This is a genomic window from Dehalococcoidia bacterium, from assembly GCA_040902535.1.
Classification (GTDB): Bacteria; Chloroflexota; Dehalococcoidia; order DSTF01; family JACRBR01; genus JBBDXD01.
In genome coordinates, this window is the sequence record JBBDXD010000009.1 from 120,429 (window position 1) to 140,824 (window position 20,396).

Genomic DNA, 20,396 nt, shown 5'->3' on the forward strand with positions numbered 1-20,396 from the left:
GAGCGCGACGTGGCAGACGAACGGGAACGCGACGTTGAACGCACATCGGATCTGCACAGGCGAGAGAAGGAAGACATCGAACGCGACGGCCCATCGCCGTACGATGAGGCTTCTCCCCACATGCCGGCCGATCGCGTCATCACGAAGGGCCAGCCCGAAAAGCCTGGACCGGCCGGCGCAGAACTCGACGCGGTCGATGAGCACGTACCCTCCGACGACGATCTGCTGCAGACTGGCCAGATCGATCGTGGCGGCGAAGTCGTCTCGGGCGGCACCGGCGGCATGAGCGGCTCGCTCGAAGACGAAGAAGCGCTCGAAGCGAACGACGAGAGCGGCACGCTCGGCGGCGAGGGCCTACACCGCCGGCTCCAACAGCAGGCGACCGAAGAGGACATGTTGGGCGACGAGGAGGATGGATGAGCGATCATCACGGGCGGCGCCCGCACGACCGGTCCACCGGCGCTGTCGATAAAGATCGAGCGGATCCGGGCAGCAAGATGGACCGCGAACTACGCAACACCGATTCCACCGGCGTCAACGATCGTGATCGGCGCGGCATGGGGCGGCAGGCGGTTGAGCAACAGGAACGAGAGCAGGACTTCGACCAGATCGACCGCGACCTATCGGCGGACAGCGCCGTGGACGACGACAGCTAACTCGCGAATCGCATCCCCGGATCGGGGTCGAGATCGAGTCCCGCCCGCAGCGCCTCACCGCGGAAGTGCGCGCATGCCGCGATCATAGCCCCGTTGTCCGTGCAAAGTACGGGCGGCGGCGCGAAGACCGGCACCGGCGACCGCGCGATGAGTGCATCGCGCAGCGGGCCGTTCGCGGCGACGCCGCCTGACAACAGCAGGCTTCGCGCGCCTTCGCGTGTCGCCGCTTGTGCCGCTTTCTTCGACAGCACGTCAACCACCGACTCCTGAAACGCCGACGCGATCTCTGGTACCGATGGCGGTTCACCGCGTTCGCCCCGGACAACATGAAGCACCGCGGTCTTGAGGCCGCTGAAGCTGAAGTCGTCGCTGCCCTTCAGCCACGCGCGCGGAAAGCGCAACGTGCTCGTCCGCTCCGATGCGCGTGCCGTCCGTTCGATCGCCGGGCCGCCTGGAAAACCGAGCCCGAGCAGGCGCCCCACCTTGTCGAACGCCTCGCCGGCAGCATCATCGCGCGTGCGCCCGAGACGCAGGTAGTCGCCGTGGCCGCGCATCAGCACAAGATCGGTGTGACCGCCCGACACGATCAGCCCGACCGCCGGAAGCGTTGGTTCCGCGTACTCGCGCCCGTCGACCTCGATCCAGTTCGCGTACAGGTGCGCCTCGAGATGATTGACGGCAAGCAGTGGCAAGTCGTGCGCCCACGCGAGCGCCTTTGCGGTGTTGACGCCGACGAGCAGCGCGCCCGAAAGGCCGGGCCCGGCCGTCACAGCGACGGCCGAAAGGTCGCGCCACCCGGCGCCTGCCTCCGCAAGTGCAGCGTCGACCACCTGCAAGATCACTTCCAGGTGGTGGCGCGATGCGACTTCTGGCACGACGCCGCCGTACTCCGCGTGCAGGTGGAACTGGGATGCGATGACGTTGGACCGCAGGTGACGGCCATCCTCCACAACGGCCGCCGCCGTCTCGTCACAAGAAGTTTCGATGCCGAGGATGAGCTGCCCCATGGGCGACATTGAAGCACGCGACGGCGCGGCGCGCCCACATCGCGGCTACAATGCCGCGCGATGATCATGTGCGGTCGTTGGACCTCGGCCCGAACTTCGTCGCCCCGCAGGTGCGCCGCGGTGTCGAGCCGCGCATTCAACCTGTGAGCAGGTTCGACGGCCTCTGGCGAAATCCCGACTTCGTGCGGCTCTGGGCTGCGCAGACGGTCTCCGTCTTCGGCTCCCTCATCACACGCACGGCGATCCCGTTCACGGCGATCTTGCTGCTCGATGCTTCCGCCCTTGAAGTTGCGTTCCTGACGATGTGCAGCGTGTTGCCCGGCGTCCTCGTCGGGCTGCACGCGGGTGTCTGGGTCGATCGCCTGCCCCGCCGCCCCGTCATGATCGCCGCCGATATCGGCCGCTTCGCGCTTCTGCTTACGGTGCCCGTCGCGCACTGGCTCGATGAGCTGCACATGGAGCACCTCTACGCCGTCGCGCTCTCGACTGGCGTGCTGACCATGTTCTTCGACGTCGCGTATCGCACGTACCTGCCGTCGATCGTCCCGCGCCAGGAATTGATGGACGGCAACGCGAAGCTCACCGCTTCGGAGAGCGTGGCGGAGTTCAGTGCGTTCAGCGTCGCGGGCTGGTTGGTGCAGATCTTCAGCGGCCCCGCGGCGCTGCTCGTCGACGCGGTGACGTTCGTGCTGTCGGCCCTATCGCTGAACGCGATCCAGCGCGATGAACCGCATCGCGCCGCGCCGGAGGTGCAGCCGTCGGTGCGGGAAGAAGCGCTCGAGGGGCTGCGCACGGTGTGGCGCGATCGCATCCTGCGCGGGCTTACCGGCGCGACGGTCTGCTGGTCGCTCGGCCTGGGCATGTTCGGCGCCGTGTACATGCTTTTCGTCACGCGCGGACTCGGCTTTAACCCCGGCGTGCTGGGCGTGATCTTCGGCATCGGCGGGATCAGCGCGTTGGCCGGCGCGTTGCTCGCGGAACGAAGCGCGCGACGGTGGGGCGTCGGACCATCGATGGTCGCGGGGCTCGCCGGCATGGGCGTATCGATGCTGTTCATTCCCATGGCACATGGCGCCGGGCTCGCCGCCGCATCGCTGCTCATTGCGCAGCAGGTGTTCGGCGATGGCATGTTCACCGTCTACCAGGTCAGCGACACGACGACGCGGCAATCGATCACGCCGGAGCACATGCTCGGCCGCGTCAACGCGTTCATGCGCATGCTCGAGCTGGGGCTCACGCTCACCGGGCTGCTGCTCGGCGGGCTCATCGGCGAGTGGCTCGGGTTGCGTACGGCGCTGACCATCGGCGCCGTGCTGACGATCGGTGCGGGCGCGGCGCTGCTCCTGTCGCCGGCACGCGGCGTGATGCGGTTACCGGCGCCGACGTGGCCGCTGGACGCAGCAGAGCCGGACGTCGCGCTGCCGCACGTGACGTGAACCCTAAGGTTCACCGCCCGTCTTCAAGCTCTTCCTTGCCGAACTCCTGGAGATGGCACTTGAGTGCCGACTTCGTGTACGCGAGGGCTTCGTCAAACGTATCACCCTGCCCGATGACGACGCCGTTCACGCCCAACGGGTATCCCACGTGACCGTCAGGGTGCTTTTCGATGACGATCTTGATCTGGTGAGGCTCCATTGGGACTCCGATCCCAAACGCGAGAGATTACACGAAGTCTAAACAGGCAGCGGCAGGTCGATCGTGTGGCGGCGCAACTCCGCTTCGATGCGGGCGGCGGAAGCTTCGTCTGGCTCGCACATTGGTAGCCGGTAGCCACCGACGCTGAAGCCAATGCTGTTGAGCGCGTGCTTCAGCGGGATCGGGTTCGTCTGGCAGAAGAGCGCATCGAGCAACGGCAGCAACCGCCGGTGGATCGTCGCGGCTTCGTCGGTACGGCCATCGACGAGATGGCGCACCATCGTTGCAAGCTGCCGGCCCACCAGGTGCGACGCGACGCTGATCACGCCGTAGCCGCCGAGCGTCATGATGCCGAACGTGTCTTCGTCGTTGCCGGACCAGATGCGGAAGCCCGGCGCCGCGTCTTCGACGATGCGCGCGATCTGCGCCATGTCGCCGCTGGACTCCTTGACGCCGGCGATGTTGGCGATGCGAGAGACGCGGGCCTGCGTGTCTGCGGTCATGTTCACGCTCGTGCGTCCGGGGATGTTGTAGAAGATGCACGGCAGCTCGACCGCTTCGGCGATGGCTGCGAAGTGGCGGTACATCCCCTCCTGCGAGGGCTTGTTGTAGTACGGCACGGTGAGCAGCAGCGCATCGACGCCGGTGCGCTGCGCCTCAAGGCTCAGGTCGATGCTGTCCTCGGTGCAGTTGTCGCCTGAGCCGGCGATCACCGCGGCGCGGTCGCCCAGCGCCTCCTTCACCTCGGTGAAGAGGCGAAGCTTCTCTGGCGGCTTGAGCGTGGGCGCCTCCCCCGTCGTGCCGCAGACCACGATCGACTCGCTGCCTGAATCGATGAGCGCGACGGCAAGCCGCCGCGCCTGCGCGTAGTCGACAGCGCCGTCCGCGGTGAACGGCGTCACCATGGCGGTGATGAGACGACCGGGTTCGATCATGATTGTCTCCTCTCGCATCGACATCCCGGTCGACGCGAAAGACCTGCGGGCGAGCGCGGCGTTACACCAGCCCGCGCTCGATCATCGTTTCGGCGATCTGGATCGCGTTGAGAGCGGCGCCCTTCCGCAGGTTGTCCGTCGAAATCCACATCGCGATGCCGTTCGGGTTCGATGCGTCCTGCCGAATACGGCCCACGTACACGGCGTCCTTGCCCGCCGCATCGATCGGCGTCGGATAGACGGCGTTCGATGGATCGTCCTGGACGACCACGCCCGGCGCATCGCGCAGCAGGTCCCGCACTTCCTGCGGGGATATCGGCCGGTCGAACTCCACATGCGCAGCGACGGAATGACTGATGAAGACCGGCACGCGCACGCAGGTCGCGGACAGCGCAAGATCAGGCTCGTGCATGATCTTCCGGGTCTCCGCCATCATCTTCCATTCTTCTTTCGTGTAGCCGCTGTCCATGAAGTTGTCGATGTGCGGCAGCACGTTGAATGCTATCTGGTGCGGATACACGTCGTGGCGCATCTCGCCGCCCGACGCCCAGGCGCGTGACTGCTGGTCCAACTCGCCGACCGCCGACGTGCCGGTGCCCGCTACGGACTGGTAGGTGTCGGCGATGACGCGCTTCACGCGGTTGACCTTGTGCAGCGGCCAGAGGCACATCACGAGCGGCGTCGTCGAGCAGTTGGGGATCGCGAGGATCCCGTGATGGTCCATGACGTCGTCGGCGTTGACTTCGGGCACGACGAGCGGCACTCCGGGGTCCTGCCGCCAGACGCTCGAATCGTCGATCGCGATGGCGCCGGCGTCGCGGGCCGCCGGACAGTACTCCTTCGAGGCGGCGCTGGAGGCCGATACGAAGACGAAGTCGGCGCCCTTGAACGAATCGGCGTTGGTCGCCTCGACGACGATCTCACCTTCGCCAAACGGGATGCGCTTACCCGCCGAGCGCTCGGTCGCGAGGAGCTTGAGCGACTTCAGGGGGAAGGCGCGCTCCGCTGCGATCTTGAGGAACTCCGCCCCGACGATGCCCGTGGCACCGACGACGGCGACGTTGTAGCGCTTCGACATGGCTTCGATGCTCTCCGCTTCGGGGTGTTATGTGATGCGTCAGAGTACCCGCTCGGCTTGGCCGGAACCAAACACCGTCGGCCGCGTGTCCGATCCACTTGATTGTTTTCGTTTTGGATTTTTCACTTTGCGGCTATCTGGATTCGATCTAAGCCAATCTTGATTGTGTCGTTTTGATTGTGGCCTCCAAATGTTGATCTCGGCGCGGCGGCGAGGCGTCCGACGGATGGGGCGCGGGTACGGTCATGCCCCATCATATGCCCGCGATCCGCGGCCAACGGCCCTGGGCATGTCACCCGTGCGGATCCCGCACACGGCGCGCGATGTCAGCCGGTGCTGCCGACCCCAATCATGCGGCCGATCGTATACGTCACTGCCGCCGCGATGGCGCCGATCGCGAGCTGGCGAAGGCCGCTGTAGATCGCGCTGCGGCCCGTGAAGAGCGACACGCCGGCGCCGATCGCGAACAGGGCGATGCCGCTGAACGCCACCGCCAGCCCGAAGTTCAACCAGCCGGAACCGAAGAGGAACGGCACCACGGGGATGATCGCGCCCGAGGCGAACGCCGTGAACGAGCTGAAGGCGACGCGGTACGGCGAGCCAAGCTCGTCGGGGTTGAGGCCGAGTTCCTCGCGGGCAAGCGTCTCCAGCGCGACGCCGCGGTCGGAGATGATGCGCGTCGCGAGCGCTTCGGCTTCCGGTTGGGCGATTCCCTTCGCGCGGTAGATCAGCGCCAGTTCGCGACGCTCCGACTCCGGGTCGGACTCCAGTTCTTCGCGCTCAAGCTCGATCTGGCGTTCAAACAGCTCGCGCTGCGACGTCACCGAGACGAACTCGCCGGCCCCCATCGAAAACGCGCCTGCGAGCAGGCCGGCGACGCCCGCGAGGATGATGAAGCGCCCGTCCGGGTCGGCGCCGGCGACGCCTATGACGAGGCTGAGGTTCGAGACAAGCCCGTCGTTGACGCCGAAGATCGCCGCCCGCAGCGTGCCGCCGGAGTCGACGCGGTGCCAGCGCTCACCTGCCGCGATGCTCGACACATCGTCGGTAGCGGCGAGCGGCGCGTTGGCGGAAGACAGCGCGGAGAGCGTGCGTGCATGGGCGCGTTCGGCCCGCGCGAGCGGCGGCCCGGCTTCGGCCTGCGCCATGTAGTTGTCGTAGCCGCTCGACTCCATCGCCGACACCATCGGCAGGACGGCGCGCGGGCCGAGCCGGTCGGCGAGAAAGCCAAGGATGCGGACGCGCATGCTCGGGCGCAGGTCGTCGCCGGGGTCGAAGCCGGCGTCGCGGAGCCTCTGGCGCCAGTGCTCGACGTGCGTCTTCTCGGTCTCCGCCAGATCGAGGAAGATCTGCGCCCGCTCGGGGTCCTTCTCGGCGCGCGCGAGCCGCCGATACAGCTCGACGCCGTCGATCTCGCCCTGGAAGTTGTCGCGGAAGCGCTTGATGTCAGCGGCGGTGGGGGCGGGCGGCCCCGGTTCGGTGGTGGTCATACGGGCATCATAGGCGGGTCATGCTCCCACCGTCCAAGGCGTTCGGCCCGGAAATAGGCAGGTGGACTGTCGGCCGATGGTGATGTAAGCTTACATCATGAGTCACAGGACGCAGATTACGCTCACCGACGATCAATACGCCCGACTCGTCCGTGAGTCGAAGCGGACAGGACTTGGTCTCGCCGAGTTGATCAGGCGAGCGCTGGACCGTAGTCACGGCGCAACACCGCGCGAGGATGCATTGCGCGCACTCGATGAGAGCGCCGGTGCATGGACTGATCGCCCGTTTGATGGAGCGAGCTATGTCGATGACCTGCGGCGCGGCATGGCAAGACGACTCGCTCGTTGACTGCTATCGTCGTCGATACGTCCGTCCTTATCGACTGCTTGCGTGACGATAGGAAGGCGATAGAGGCGCTTCGTACCGCCATTGAAGCTGGCGATTCTCTAGTGGCATCGGTCCTCACCAAAGTCGAAGTGCTCGCAGGAATGCGAGCAGGCGAGGAGCGACCGACACGCCGTTTGTTCGATGTTCTGCATTGGGTCGTCGTAGATGATGCGCTCGCTGAGCGTGCGGGGGCTCTCGCCAACCAGTACGCGAGGAGCCACCCTGGCGTCGACCCCGTCGATTACGTGATCGCCGCGACGGTGGAGCACCTTCACGCAGGGTTCATGACGCGCAACGTGAAGCACTTCCCGATGTTCCCGGGGCTCAAAGTTCCGTACTGACTGCAGTCAAACGGCTTCGCGACAGGCCGGCCTGAGCCGCCTGAGGTGGTTGTGCCTTCGATGAAGAGCCTATTCACCGCGCTCTGAATCACGTCCTCGCACGCACCTCGATTGACCCGCACTTCGCGCCTCCATACACTCGAAGCACGCCCTCACATCGTCCCTGACTTCCGAGAGGACCTCATGCTGCAAGCTGTGCTCAATCTCAACCCCGACCGCATCGCGGTGACCGAACTGTTCGGGGCGATCGGATCGCCGGCGCGGACGACGGAGTACATCCGCATGTTTCGCGCGATCGAAGAGAACGCGCGGATCCGCGCCGTGGTGATCGACATCGACTCGCCGGGCGGCAGCGCCGGGCCGTCGGAGTACCTGTACCGGGCCGTCGCGAAGATCGCGCGGAAGAAGCCGGTGATCGCCTTCGTGCGCGGCACGGGCGCTTCCGGCGCCTACATGGTGGCGGCGGGCGCGACGAAGATCGTCGCGGTGCCGATGGCGCTCATCGGGTCGATCGGCGTGATCTCGATGCGGCCGATGCTGTACGAGATGCTCGACAAGATCGGCGTTCGGGTCGAGGTGACGAAGGCAGGGCGGCTGAAGGACATGTTCTCGGCGTTCCGCGAGCCGACGGACGAGGAGCGCGGCAAGGAGCAGGCGCTGCTCGACGCGTTCTACAACCGCTTCGTCGAAATCGTGTCGGAGGCGCGGGCGATGCCGGCGGAGCGCGTGCGCGAGCTTGCGACGGGCGAGCTGTTTACGGCCGGCCAGGCGAAGGACAGCGGGCTCATCGACGAGCTGGGCGACCTGGATACGGCGATCGACCTCGCACAGCAGCTCGCGAAGCTCGCCGAGCGCAAGGTGACCTTCATGAAGCCGCACCGGGGGCTGCGGGACCGGCTGCTGAACAACGTCTCGACGGGGCTGGTGGACGGGGTGGCGTGGGCGCTGGAGTCTCGTCTTATGTCACGCTGGATTGATTATCGGGGATAGGGTCAGCTCCGCCTGCAGGCTACCGCGGGTCCAGTGTGAGCTCGGTGGGCTGCACGAAGGTGAGCCTGAAATGCTCCAGGATGTCGCGCCCCAAGAGTGACTCATGCTCGGTCCCGCTCTCGGAGTCGGCTATCCAAATGACGATCTCTCGCGCCCACGTCTCGTCATCATCGTGCGACAGAAAGAGCACGGCAGGCACCGCAAAGTACGAGTGTCCGGCCCCGGCGCCGCCCAGGCGTTCGGCATGGAAGCTGCGGACCGTACGCCACTGCGACTCACTCACGGCCAGCCTGAGCGAATCCTGAGGGTGGAGCACAGAGACATCGGCGCCAGTATCAACCAGGAACTGGAGCCTCGCGTAGCTGTCAATTGAGGGCACGTAGAGAAACGCGTCGAGGAGCGGCACCTGTGTCGGAGCGGGATCGTTCTTTCCAAGGTGTGTGGAACTGAAGAATCCTCTGATCACTAGAGGAGGACTATCGCGCGTCTCCTAGTGAGATGATCGATAGCGATCACATCCAGAGGCCAGCCGGATTGCTTCGCCGCCGCGAGGACGTCCTTCATCGAATCTTCGAAAAGAAACTGGCCCTTGTATGATGCGACCCACTGCCCTTCATGTTGCTCAATCAGGCGCGAGCGTTCGCGCGCTAGGTGGTCGGAGTAGGCGCGCCCCTCGGCTATGAGGTTTCGCACGCGCCGTTCATCGAAGCCCTTCGGCAGCCTCTCCGGGTGGAACTGTGCGGCCAACGGTTCACCTTCCTACGTCTAGCGGTCAGGCTAGCTATTATAGTCGGACGCGGCTCGCGGGGGGCGTTGCATCGTATACGCATGTCCGAAAACTGACCCTCGATTTCGTCCGGCGATGGCCCAAGTGGGCGCCTCCGACACGTTGTGCGGAGATCCCAGGCTGAATACCGACGGGAAGGTGACAGATTAAATTGACGGAATGTGACCCGGGGGGCTTGCAATTGGGGTAGCGGATTGGGTAGCATCCGCTGGTTGACATCCCCTCGATCCCATTTGTATACTCACTAGAGGCTAGACAGAACCCCCTTGCCCAATCATCCCCATGTGTCCCTTTTCGAGGGACTATTTCTGTCACCAGGAGATCACGGTTCGTAACGCATTGTCAGGAGCGCCGCCCGAATGACTGTCTCTACAGACATGGTCAGTACTCGATCGTTGGTTCCGGAGAGCAAGAAATCCTATGCGAAGATCGCTCACGTACTGGACATCCCGCACCTGATTCACATTCAACTCTCGTCGTTCGAGTGGTTCAGGAAGGAAGGCCTTCGCGAGCTTCTGGACGAGATCTCCCCGATCGAAGACTTCACGGGCACGCGCATGAAGCTGCGCTTCCGCGACTACTCGTTCGGTGACCCCAAGCACACCGAGCTGGATTGCCGCGAACGCGACATGACGTACTCCGCCCCGCTCAAGGTCTGGGTGGAGTTGGAGGTCAAAGAGACCGGGGAGGTCAAGGAGCAGGAACTCTTCATGGGCGACTTCCCGCTGATGACGCCCAACGGCACCTTCGTGATCAACGGCGCGGAGCGCGTCGTGGTGTCGCAGCTCGTGCGCTCGCCGGGCGTGTACTTCACACAGGAGACCGACCCGACGACGGGCCGGCAGCTCTGCTACGGCAAGCTGATCCCGAACCGCGGCGCCTGGCTGGAGTTCGAGACGAGCAACAAGGACGTCATGTCGGTCAAGGTCGACCGCAAGCGGAAGATCCCGGTGACGACGCTGCTGCGCGCGATCGACCAGCAAGAAGGGCTGTCGGACAGCGAGCTTGGCACCGACGAACGCATCCTCGCGAAGTTCGCTGACATCGACACGAACGAAGAGCACCAGTACATCCGCACGACGCTCGACAAGGAGGCGTCGTCGAGCAAGCAGGAAGCGCTGCTGGACTTCTACCGGCGGCTGCGCCCGGGCGACCCGCCGACGCTGGAGAACGCGCGCGGGCTGCTGAACTCGTTGTTCTTCAATCCCCGGCGCTACGACCTGGGCCGCGTCGGCCGCTACAAGCTGAACCGCCGGCTGCAGTTGGACACGGAGCAAAAGATCCGCGTCCTGCAGCCGCGCGACCTCGAGACGATCATCCGCACGCAGTTGCAATTGAACAACGGCGTCGGCCACCCGGACGACATCGACCACCTGGGCAACCGCCGCGTGCGGGCTGTCGGTGAGTTGATCCAGAACCAGTTCCGGATCGGGCTGCTGCGCATGGAGCGCGTCGTGCGCGAGCGCATGACGATCATCGACCCGGACCAGGCGACGCCGAGCGCGCTGATCAACATCCGCCCGGTCGTCGCGTCGATGAAGGAGTTCTTCGGCGGGTCGCAGCTTTCGCAGTTCATGGACCAGACGAACCCGCTGGCGGAGTTGACGCACAAGCGGCGTCTCTCGGCGTTGGGCCCGGGCGGTCTTTCGCGCGACCGCGCCGGTTTCGACGTGCGTGACGTGCACTTCAGCCACTACGGGCGCATCTGTCCGATCGAGACGCCGGAAGGCCCGAACATCGGCCTGATCGGGTCGCTGGCGACGTACGGCATCGTAAACCCGTACGGCTTCATCGAGACGCCGTACCGGCGCGTCGTGGGCGAGTTGCCGGCGGACTCCGCGGAGTGGGTCGGACGCTACCTCGCTGAAGACGTCGATGGCGTCGGCGACGCGGGCACGCAGATCGACGATGCGGCGGCGAAGAAGCTTTCGCGCAAGGGCAACAAGCCCGTGAAGGTGCGGCCGTTCGTCAGCACGCAGATCGAATACCTGGCGGCGGACGAAGAGGACCGCTACGTCATCGCGCAGGCGAACGCGATTCTCGACGAGAACAATCACTTCATCGAGGACCGCATCGAGGCGCGGGTGGGCGAGCGGTTCATCATGGAGCCGCCGAACCGCGTCGAGTGGATGGACGTGTCTCCGAAGCAGATCCTGAGCGTCGCGACGTCGCTGATCCCGTTCCTCGAGCACAACGACGCGCCGCGCGCGCTGATGGGATCGAACATGCAACGCCAGGCGGTGCCGCTGGTACGGCCCGAGACGCCGATCGTGATGACGGGCGTGGAGGCGCAGGCGGCGCAGGACTCCGGCCAGGTGATCATCGCGGAGAACGAAGGCATGGTCTTGCAGGCGGACTCGAAGATGATCCGCGTGCAGTACGAAGGCGAGCCGGAGATCACGGAGTACCCGCTGCTCAAGTTCGTGCGCTCCAACCAGGGCACGTGCATCAACCAGCGCCCGACGGTGAAGACCGGCGACCGCGTATGGCGCGGGACGCCGCTCGCGGACAGCTCATCGACCAGCAAGGGCGAATTGGCGCTGGGGCAGAGCGTGCTCTGCGCGTTCATGAGCTGGCAGGGCTACAACTTCGAAGACGCGATCATCTTGTCGGAGGCGCTCGTGCGCGACGACAAGTTCACCTCGATCCACATCGAGAAGCACGAGGTGGAGTCGCGCGACACGAAGCTCGGGCCGGAAGAGATCACGCGCGACATCCCGAACGTCGGTGAGGAGTCGCTGCGCGACCTTGACGAGGACGGCATCATCCGCGTCGGCGCGGAGGTGAATTCGGGCGACATCCTGGTCGGGAAGATCACGCCGAAGGGCGAGACCGAACTGACGGCGGAAGAGAAGCTGCTGCGCGCGATCTTCGGCGAGAAGGCGCGCGAGGTGAAGGACACGTCGCTGCGGGTGCCGCACGGCGAGCGCGGCAAAGTCATCGACGTGAAGGTGTTCCGCCGTGACACGCACGACGAACTGCCGGCGGGCGTCAACGAACTGGTGCGCGTTTCGATCGCGCAGCGACGCAAGGTGTCCGAAGGCGACAAGATGGCGGGCCGTCACGGCAACAAGGGCGTCGTGGCGCGCATCCTGCCCGTCGAAGACATGCCGTACCTCGCGGACGGGACGCCCGTCGACATCATCCTGAATCCGATCGGCGTGCCGAGCCGGATGAACGTCGGGCAGGTGCTGGAGACGCACCTGGGCTGGGCGGCGAACCAACTTGGTTTCCGCGCCGTGACGCCGGTGTTCGATGGCGCCAGCGACCGGCTGATCGAAGACGAACTGGCGCGGGCATGGCTCGCACAGCAGGCCGACGCGTTGTACCGCGCCACCAACGGCAGCGGCGACGGCGTGTCGCCGTACGAGAAGCTCGACATGGAGAAGCTCGACGCATGGCTGTCGGCCCGCGGCTACGACAGCCGCGAGGTGCTCGATCCGACGCGCGCGGGGGTGGCCAAGCAGGCCTGCCTCGAAGTGTGGTTGGAGACGGTCGTCGGCGCGAAGCGCGTCAAGGGCATGGCGCCGGAGAAGATCGAAGAGAAGGTGAGCGAAGCGGCGTTCCAGGGCCTCGCGCCGCCGACGTGGGGCAAGCAGGCGGTGCTCGATGGCCGCACCGGCGAGCCGTTCGACCAGCCGGTGACGGTGGGCTACATCTACATGCTGAAGCTCGTCCACCTCGTCGAGGACAAGATCCACGCCCGCAGCACGGGGCCGTACTCGCTGATCACGCAGCAGCCGCTGGGTGGCAAGGCGCAGTTCGGCGGCCAGCGCTTCGGCGAGATGGAAGTGTGGGCGCTGGAAGCGTACGGCGCGGCGCACATCCTGCAGGAACTGCTGACCGTGAAGTCCGATGACATCGTCGGGCGCGTGAAGGCGTACGAAGCGATCGTCAAGGGCGAGGACGTGCTGGAGCCGGGGGTGCCGGAATCGTTCAAGGTGCTCGTGAAGGAGCTGCAGAGCCTTGGCCTCTCCGTGGAAGTGTTGAACGAAGACGAAGAGTCCGTGGAGTTCGTGGAAGAGGGGGAGGGCGTGCCCGAGCTGGGCATCAACCTCTCCGGCTTCGAAGGTGAGGAAAGAATCAGTGCTTGAGGTAAACGACTTCAACGCCGTCCGCATTTCGCTGGCGTCGCCGGAGCAGATCCGGTCGTGGTCGTACGGAGAGGTAACCAAGCCGGAGACGATCAACTACCGCACGCTCAAGCCGGAGAAGGACGGCCTGTTTTGCGAGAAGATCTTCGGTCCGACGAAGGACTTTGAGTGCTACTGCGGCAAGTACAAGCGCGTGCGCTACAAGGGCATCGTCTGCGACAAGTGCGGCGTCGAGGTGGCGCGCTCGAAGGTGCGCCGCGAGCGCATGGGGCACATTGAGCTTGCGTCGCCGGTCAGCCACATCTGGTTTGTGAAGGGGACGCCGAGCCGGCTCGGGCTGCTGCTCGACGTATCGCCGCGCTCGCTGGAGCGTGTGCTGTACTTCGCGCAGTTCATCGTCACATCGGTCGATGAGAATGCCAAGAAGCGCGCGCTCGAGCACCTGAAAGAAGAGATGGACCGCGAGGCGACGCGCCGCGAGAAGCAGTTCGCGGACCGCATCGAGGAGCTCCAGGAAGAACAGGCTGCGGCCGAGAAGCAGATCGCCGACGACAAGAAGAACAAGCTGGAGCAGATCGAAGACGATCGCCAGGAAGCGGCCGACGCGATCATGCAGCAGGCCGTCGAGGTCGAAGCTGATCTGAAGGAGAACATCGGCAAGTCCGCTCGCAAGGGCTACCGCATCGGCGACGCGCTCGTCGTCGAGCGCGGCACGGTGATCGAAAAGGGCATCATCAGCGGGCTGACGAAGGTCGCGAAGGAGCGCGTGGCGGCGCTCGAAGCGGACTACAAGAAGAAGCGCGAAGACGCGACGCTCATGCTGGATGCGGCGCTCGACCAGAAGCGCTCGAAGATCCTCGAGGAACTCAAGCCGAACCAGGAGAAGGTCGGCGGCGAGCGCCAAGCCGTCTACGCGGAGTTCCAGGGGCGGATCGATGAGTTGGAGAAGCTCGTCGACCCGGTCGACAACGACTCGATGATCCTGCTGCCGGAGTCGCAATTCCGCGAGATCGTCGAACGTCACGGCAACGTGATCGAGGCGGGCATGGGCGCCGAGGCGATCCTGAAGATCCTCGAGCGCGTGGATCTGGAGCGGCTGCGCGAGAAGATGCAGTCGGAGATCCACTCGACGTCGGGCCAGCGGCGCAAGAAGGCGACCAAGCGCCTGAAGGTGATCGAGTCGCTCCGCAAGTCCGGCAACCGGCCGGAGTGGATGGTGTTCACGGTACTGCCGGTGATGCCGCCGGAGCTGCGGCCGATGGTCCAGCTCGATGGCGGACGCTTCGCGACGAGCGACCTCAATGACCTGTACCGCCGCGTGATCAACCGCAACAACCGCCTGAAGCGGCTGCTGGAGCTGGGCGCGCCGGAGATCATCATCCGCAACGAGAAGCGGATGCTGCAGGAAGCCGTCGACTCGTTGATCGATAACGGGCGGCGGGGCAGGGCCGTGGCGGGGTCGGGGAACCACAAGCTGAAGAGCCTGAGCGACATGCTCAAGGGGAAGCAGGGGCGGTTCCGCCAGAATCTGCTCGGCAAGCGCGTCGACTATTCGGGACGCTCGGTGATCGTCGTCGGCCCGGAGCTGGAATTGCACCAGTGCGGGCTGCCGAAGCGAATGGCGCTCGAGCTGTTCAAGCCGTTCGTGATGCACGCGCTGGTGGCCAAGGGGCTTTCGCACAACATCAAGAACGCGAAGCGGCTCGTCGAGCGAGCACGTCCCGAGGTCTGGGACGTGCTGGACGAGGTGATCCGGACGCGCCCGGTGTTGCTCAACCGCGCACCGACGCTGCACCGGCTGGGCATCCAGGCGTTCGAGCCCGTGCTCATCGAAGGCAGCGCGATCCAGATCCACCCGCTCGTCTGCACCGCCTTCAACGCGGACTTCGACGGCGACCAGATGGCCGTACACGTGCCGCTGTCGCGCGAGGCGGTGGCGGAAGCGCGGCAGATCATGCTTTCGACGCACAACCTGCTTTCGCCGGGGTCGGGTGAGCCGATCATCGCACCGACGCTCGACATGGTGCTGGGCTGCTATTACCTGACAGTCGACAAGCCAAACGGGCGCGGCGCCTACAAGGCAGGGAGCAACGGCTCGCCGCCCGAGGGGGTGTACGGCAGCCCGGAGGAAGCGCGACTGGCGCATGATCTCGGCATCGTCGACCTGCACGCGCGGATCCGCGTGCGCGTCCCGTTCGAGAAGCCGCGCCTGCCCAAGCGAGCGCCGAGCGAGGCGTTCCCGGCGCTGCCGGAGCCGAGCTACGACGGCGCCTCCGAGACGACGTTCTCGTACGAGTCGTCGGTCGCGGTCGCGGAGCCCGCGCCGGGCGGACGCGCACGCACGGCGATGCTGGACACGACGGTGGGCCGGCTGATCTTCAACGAGATCCTGCCGGGCGGCGTTGGTTCGTCGGTCAGCGGCGATATCGATTACATCAACGAGAAGATGGACCGCAAGATGCTCAAGACGGTCGTGGCTCGCTGCTACGACGTGCTCGGCAACGAGGACACGGCGCAAGTCGTCGACAACATCAAGCGCATCGGCTTCGAGTACGCGACGCAGTCGGGCATCACGATCGCCGTGAACGACCTGCGCGTGCCCGCCGAGAAGGCGGGTCTGATCGAGAAGGCGGAGCAGTCGATCCGCGAGATCGAAGACGAGTACGAGATGGGGCTGATCACCGACCAGGAGCGTTACGACGCGACGGTGGAGGTGTGGAGCCGCACGACGGAGGAAGTCAAGAAGACGATCCAGGACCAGTTGGACCACTACGGCTCGGTCTACATGATGGCGATCTCGGGTGCGAAGGGTAACATCAGCCAGATCACCCAGATGGCCGGCATGCGCGGACTGATGACGGACCCGTCCGGACGCATCATCGACCTGCCGATTCGGTCGAGCTTCCGCGAGGGGCTGACGGTGCTCGAGTACTTCATCTCGACGCACGGCGCTCGCAAGGGCCTCGCCGACACGGCGCTCCGTACGGCGGATTCCGGGTACCTGACGCGGCGCCTGATCGACGTGGCGCAGGATGTGATCATCCTCCAAGAAGACTGCGGCACGCGCATGGGCGTCTGGCTCGACCAGCCGGATGCCGGCGTGCTGGAGTCGTTCAGCGAACGCATCGTCGGACGCTACTCGGCGATGGACCTCGAAGATCCGGAGAAGCCGGAGGAGATCCTGGTCGCGTTCAACCAGGAGATCGACGACCTCAAGGCGGCGCGGATCGACGAGTTGGGGCTGGAGCGCGTGTACGTGCGCTCGGCGCTGACCTGCCAGTCGAAGCGCGGCATCTGCCAGCAGTGCTACGGGCGCAGTCCGGCGCGCGGGCGTGTCGTGAACGTCGGCGAGGCCGTGGGTATCGTCGCGGCGCAGTCGATCGGCGAGCCGGGGACACAGCTCACGATGCGCACGTTCCACACCGGTGGTGTGGCGAGCGGCATGGACATCACGAGCGGTCTTCCGCGTGTCGAGGAGCTGTTCGAGGCACGAGTGCCGAAGGGCCAGGCGCTGATCAGCGAGATCGACGGCTCGGCGGAGGTCGTCCGCGAAGGCGACGCCCGGCGCATCCGCGTGAAGAACACGGAACTGTACAGCGACGAGTACGAGATCCCCGCGGGCGCGAAGATGCTCGTCAAGAAGGACGACATCATCGAGCAGGGGACGATCCTTGCGCGGCTGGCGGAGTTGCCGTCGGGTGAAAAGAAGAAGAAGAAGAAAGCGGAAGAGGAGCCGGAGAAGAAGCCGAAGGCCAAGTCGCGATCGAAGAAGAAGGTCGAGGAATTGCCCGAGGTCCTGGAAGGCGACGTCGTTGCGCGCATCGGCGGCCGCGTCCAGGTGACGGGCAAGAAGGTCTCGATCGTCTACGAAGAGCGGGAAGAGCGCGAGTACCCGGTGCCGGCGGCGGCGCGGCTGCGCGTCGACAATGGCGACCCGGTACACGCTGGCCAGCAGCTCACGGAAGGCTCGCTGAATCCGCAGGAGATCCTCCGGATCATGGGGCCGGAAGCCGTCCAGCTCTACCTGGTGGAAGAAGTGCAGAAGGTCTACCGGTCGCAGGGTGTGGTGATTAACGACAAGCACATCGAGGTGATCGTGCGGCAGATGCTGCGGAAGGTGCGGGTCGATGCGCCGGCCGATACGGCGTTGTTGCCCAACGACATCATCGACCGCTTCGAGTACGAGGAGATCAACGCGCGCGTGCTGGCGGAAGGCGGCGAGCCGGCGACGGCGGTGCCGGTACTGCTGGGCGTGACGAAGGCCTCGCTGAGCACGAACTCATTCCTGGCGGCGGCATCGTTCCAGGAGACGACGCGCGTCCTCACGGAGGCGGCGATCAGCGGCCAGAAGGACCACCTGCTCGGCCTGAAGGAGAACGTGATCATCGGGAAGCTCATTCCGGCGCGGGCGACGATCGACCTGCCGCCGCCGCCGGTCAAGGAGATCCCGCTCCCGGAGGTGCTCGAACTGGAAGAGGGCGACGACCTCTTCGGCGAGGACGACGAAGTCCGCGGCTTGCTCGGCGCGCTCGTGCTCGACGAGCCGGAGGAAGAAGGCACGGCAGAGCCGGCGGACGACGACGAAGACGCGCCGGTGGCCGAAGTCGCCGAGCCAACGCCCGAAGACCTGCTCGCCGATCATGCCGCCGACGAAGTGCTCGAGATCGAGGACAGCGCACCGGCGGCGCCGGAGATCCCGAAGGGGTTCGTCGCTGAGCCGGACGAGTAGACCGCACTGCAAGTGCTAAACGAGGACGGGGCCGCGCGGCCCCGTCCTTTGCTTTATCTGTCTATCGTGACGGGGATCAGGCGGCGTCTTCTCGCTTGCCCTCGATGACGGCCGTGAGCAGGTCTTCGACGCTCATGCCGCTCGTCGGGAACGCGGCGCAGCGGATGCTGATCTGGGGCTGCGGCACCTCCGGGAAGCGCCGCGCAACCATCTCGCAGACGACGTCGCGCAGGCGGCCGGCCGAGAGCTGCGTGCCATCGATGCCGGTCTCGGTGTGGATAACGGCGTAGCGCCCGCCGACGGCGCCCAGGATATCGGAGTCGCGCACGGTGGCGAGCAACTGGCCGCCGATGCGCCGCAGCAGGTGGTCGGTGAAGAAGTCGCCGAAGCGCTGACGGATGTCCGGTTCGTTATCGAGCCAGAGGACGGCAAGCCCCACTTCGCGACCGTAGCGGCGCGCGCGCGTGACCTCGCGGCGGAGTAGCGCGAGCAGGAAGTCCTCGTCCGGCACCCAGAGCCGCCGGTCGACGGAGTGCAGGCGGCGCGCTTCCTCGCGCTGGCGGAGCTGGTAGATCGCCACCGCGGCGTGCGATGCGAGAATGTTCACCATGTGCTGCGTCGCGGGCGAGTCATCGACGCAGAACAATGCGACGCCGATGTGCTCGCGGTTGTAGGCGATGGGCGCGACGATGACGCTGTCGACGCCGGCATCGCGCCCACGCTCGCCGAAGAGGTCCGCAAAGGGCAGGGCGATGGCATCGGCGCGTTGCTCCGCATCGGTGAGCGCCGCGCGGAGGACGTCGTTCGAGGCGAGCGCGTCGATCTCGAGTTCCTGCCAGAGATCGCGCGCCGTCGCCGGGCGGGGCGATGCTGAGGCGGAAGGCCGGTAGACGCCGCGCTCGTCGGAGAGGGCGAGGACGGTCAGGGCAGCCCCGAACGCCTTTTCGCCGATGAACTCCAAACGACCGGTGAGCCACGGCATGTCCGGCGAAGCATGCACGGACGCCAGGTTCTCGGCGAGGTATGCGTACCGCTCGCTGGCTTCTTCCGCCGCTTCGAAGCCGCTCGTCCGTTCCATGATGGAGTATCGGCGGCAGGCTGCCGTGGTGCGTAGGGATTCCGCCTAAGGAGCCGGCGATCGGCGCTGACGCCGATCTGCAACCCCCTGCAGGACAGATGGCTTCGAAGCTCAGGCGCTGGTGGCGCCGGGCTGCGGCTGGCCGGCCTGCGATGGCATCCAGACGCCGATCCCCGGCTTGCCGCCGAAGTGGTCGCTGATGTAGTGGTCGGCGCGGATCGCCGCCGTCGCGCCATCGCCGGCCGACGAGACGACCTGGCGCGCCGACTGGGCGCGGATATCGCCCGCCGCGAAGAGCCCCGGCACGTCGGTCTCCATCCACTCGTTCACGAAGATGTGACCGCCCTCATCCATGCGCAGCTTGTCGCGCAGGTAGTTCGTATTCGGCGTCAGGCCAATGAAAATGAAGACAGCGGCGACCGGTAGTTCCGACTGCTCTCCGGTAACGATGTTCTTCAGCTTCACGACCTTCACGGCGTCATCACCCGCAATCTCCTCGACGACGGTGTTCCAGATGAACTCCATCTTCGGCTCGGCGAAGGCGCGCTCCTGGAGGATCGCGCTGGCCCGCAGTTCGTCGCGGCGGTGGATGAGGTAGACCTTGGAGGCGTAGCGGGAGACGAAGAGGCCTTCGTCCATCGCGGCATCGCCGCCGCCGACGACGGCGACGACCTGATCTTTGAAGAACGCCGCATCGCACGTGGCGCAGTAGGAGACGCCGTAGCCCGTGAGGCGCTCTTCGCCCTCGACGCCGAGGCGGTTATAGTCGGCGCCGCCGGTGATGATCACGGCCTTCGCGCGATAGTCGCCCTCGGTCGTGCGCACGACATGCATCTGGCCGTCCTGCTCGACGTCCGTGACGTCGGCGTAGGCGGTCTCCATGCCGTACTTCTCGGCCTGCTTGTGCATATTTTCGGCGAGGTCGAAGCCGTTGATGTTGTCGAAGCCCGGGTAGTTCTCGACGTCGGCGGTGAGCGCGATCTGGCCGCCGGTGACCTTGCGCTCGATGATCAGCGTGCGGCGGCGGGCGCGCGCGGCGTAGAGCCCCGCGGACAGCCCCGCCGGGCCGGCGCCAACGATCACGATGTCGTATTCGGGCGTTTCTATAGCTGGTGTGGTCACCGCAGGCTCCTTCGAGGCGTCACCGGCATGCGGACATGATACTGATGCAGCGGCGGCCCGCCGCCG

15 protein-coding genes and 1 pseudogene are annotated in these 20,396 nt (G+C 65.7%); 7 read left to right on the forward strand and 9 right to left on the reverse strand.

The window, feature by feature from the left end:
* Positions 1-9: 9 nt before the first annotated feature.
* Together WEB52_04650 and WEB52_04655 are read left to right on the forward strand one after the other, a co-directional pair.
* A complete protein-coding gene (locus WEB52_04650) occupies positions 10-420 on the forward strand; it encodes a hypothetical protein (protein MEX2225724.1) in 411 nt (136 codons plus the stop codon).
* Positions 417-656, forward strand: coding sequence for a hypothetical protein (locus WEB52_04655; GenBank protein MEX2225725.1), 240 nt, complete (start codon positions 417-419; stop codon positions 654-656). The genes WEB52_04650 and WEB52_04655 overlap by 4 nt, the downstream gene beginning before the upstream one ends.
* Here the strand turns inward: WEB52_04655 and tsaD are convergent.
* Positions 653-1,663: a tRNA (adenosine(37)-N6)-threonylcarbamoyltransferase complex transferase subunit TsaD gene (tsaD, locus tag WEB52_04660; GenBank protein MEX2225726.1), complete on the reverse strand. Its 1,011-nt coding sequence runs from the start codon at positions 1,661-1,663 to the stop codon at positions 653-655. The genes WEB52_04655 and tsaD overlap by 4 nt on opposite strands.
* 77 nt (positions 1,664-1,740) lie before the next feature.
* Here tsaD and WEB52_04665 point away from each other — a divergent pair, with 77 nt between their 5' ends.
* On the forward strand, positions 1,741-3,099 hold the full coding sequence (locus WEB52_04665; protein MEX2225727.1) for an MFS transporter: 1,359 nt from the start codon (positions 1,741-1,743) through the stop codon (positions 3,097-3,099).
* Between the two features lie 10 nt (positions 3,100-3,109).
* Here WEB52_04665 and WEB52_04670 read toward each other — a convergent pair whose 3' ends face one another.
* The 4 genes from WEB52_04670 to WEB52_04685 form a co-directional block, all read right to left on the reverse strand.
* On the reverse strand, positions 3,110-3,298 hold the full coding sequence (locus WEB52_04670; protein ID MEX2225728.1) for a hypothetical protein: 189 nt from the start codon (positions 3,296-3,298) through the stop codon (positions 3,110-3,112).
* 38 nt (positions 3,299-3,336) lie between these two features.
* Entirely contained in the window at positions 3,337-4,233 is an 897-nt protein-coding gene (gene dapA, locus WEB52_04675) for a 4-hydroxy-tetrahydrodipicolinate synthase (GenBank protein ID MEX2225729.1), read from the reverse strand.
* Between the two features lie 61 nt (positions 4,234-4,294).
* Positions 4,295-5,311 (reverse strand): aspartate-semialdehyde dehydrogenase, encoded by a 1,017-nt coding sequence (locus tag WEB52_04680; GenBank protein MEX2225730.1) that lies wholly within the window; start codon positions 5,309-5,311, stop codon positions 4,295-4,297.
* A 326-nt stretch (positions 5,312-5,637) separates the two neighbouring features.
* Positions 5,638-6,801, reverse strand: a complete 1,164-nt coding sequence (locus tag WEB52_04685; protein ID MEX2225731.1) for a VIT1/CCC1 transporter family protein — start codon at positions 6,799-6,801, stop codon at positions 5,638-5,640.
* Between the two features lie 345 nt (positions 6,802-7,146).
* Between WEB52_04685 and WEB52_04690 the strand changes: the two genes are divergently transcribed.
* The gene (locus tag WEB52_04690) at positions 7,147-7,530 is read left to right on the forward strand and encodes a type II toxin-antitoxin system VapC family toxin (GenBank protein ID MEX2225732.1); all 384 of its coding nucleotides are present in this window, start codon (positions 7,147-7,149) and stop codon (positions 7,528-7,530) included.
* A gap of 183 nt (positions 7,531-7,713) precedes the next feature.
* A complete protein-coding gene (gene sppA / locus WEB52_04695; GenBank protein MEX2225733.1) occupies positions 7,714-8,520 on the forward strand; it encodes a signal peptide peptidase SppA in 807 nt (268 codons plus the stop codon).
* A gap of 19 nt (positions 8,521-8,539) precedes the next feature.
* Here the strand turns inward: sppA and WEB52_04700 are convergent, their stop codons facing one another.
* Both WEB52_04700 and WEB52_04705 read right to left on the reverse strand, forming a co-directional pair.
* Positions 8,540-8,803 (reverse strand): hypothetical protein, encoded by a 264-nt coding sequence (locus WEB52_04700; protein ID MEX2225734.1) that lies wholly within the window; start codon positions 8,801-8,803, stop codon positions 8,540-8,542.
* 182 nt (positions 8,804-8,985) lie between these two features.
* A complete protein-coding gene (locus tag WEB52_04705; GenBank protein ID MEX2225735.1) occupies positions 8,986-9,267 on the reverse strand; it encodes a hypothetical protein in 282 nt (93 codons plus the stop codon).
* A gap of 417 nt (positions 9,268-9,684) precedes the next feature.
* Here WEB52_04705 and WEB52_04710 point away from each other — a divergent pair, with 417 nt between their 5' ends.
* Together WEB52_04710 and WEB52_04715 are read left to right on the forward strand one after the other, a co-directional pair.
* Positions 9,685-13,401: a DNA-directed RNA polymerase subunit beta gene (locus WEB52_04710; GenBank protein MEX2225736.1), complete on the forward strand. Its 3,717-nt coding sequence runs from the start codon at positions 9,685-9,687 to the stop codon at positions 13,399-13,401.
* Positions 13,394-17,806, forward strand: a pseudogene (locus tag WEB52_04715) (DNA-directed RNA polymerase subunit beta'). The gene WEB52_04710 and the pseudogene WEB52_04715 overlap by 8 nt, the downstream one beginning before the upstream one ends.
* Positions 17,807-18,206: 400 nt before the next feature.
* On the opposite strand, the gene WEB52_04720 reads toward WEB52_04715, so the two are convergent.
* Together WEB52_04720 and trxB are read right to left on the reverse strand one after the other, a co-directional pair.
* Entirely contained in the window at positions 18,207-19,208 is a 1,002-nt protein-coding gene (locus WEB52_04720) for a diguanylate cyclase (GenBank protein MEX2225737.1), read from the reverse strand.
* A gap of 111 nt (positions 19,209-19,319) precedes the next feature.
* Positions 19,320-20,330 carry a thioredoxin-disulfide reductase gene (gene trxB / locus WEB52_04725; GenBank protein ID MEX2225738.1) on the reverse strand — a complete coding sequence of 337 codons (1,011 nt, stop codon included), beginning with the start codon at positions 20,328-20,330 and terminating at the stop codon, positions 19,320-19,322.
* Between the last annotated feature and the right edge of the window lie 66 nt (positions 20,331-20,396).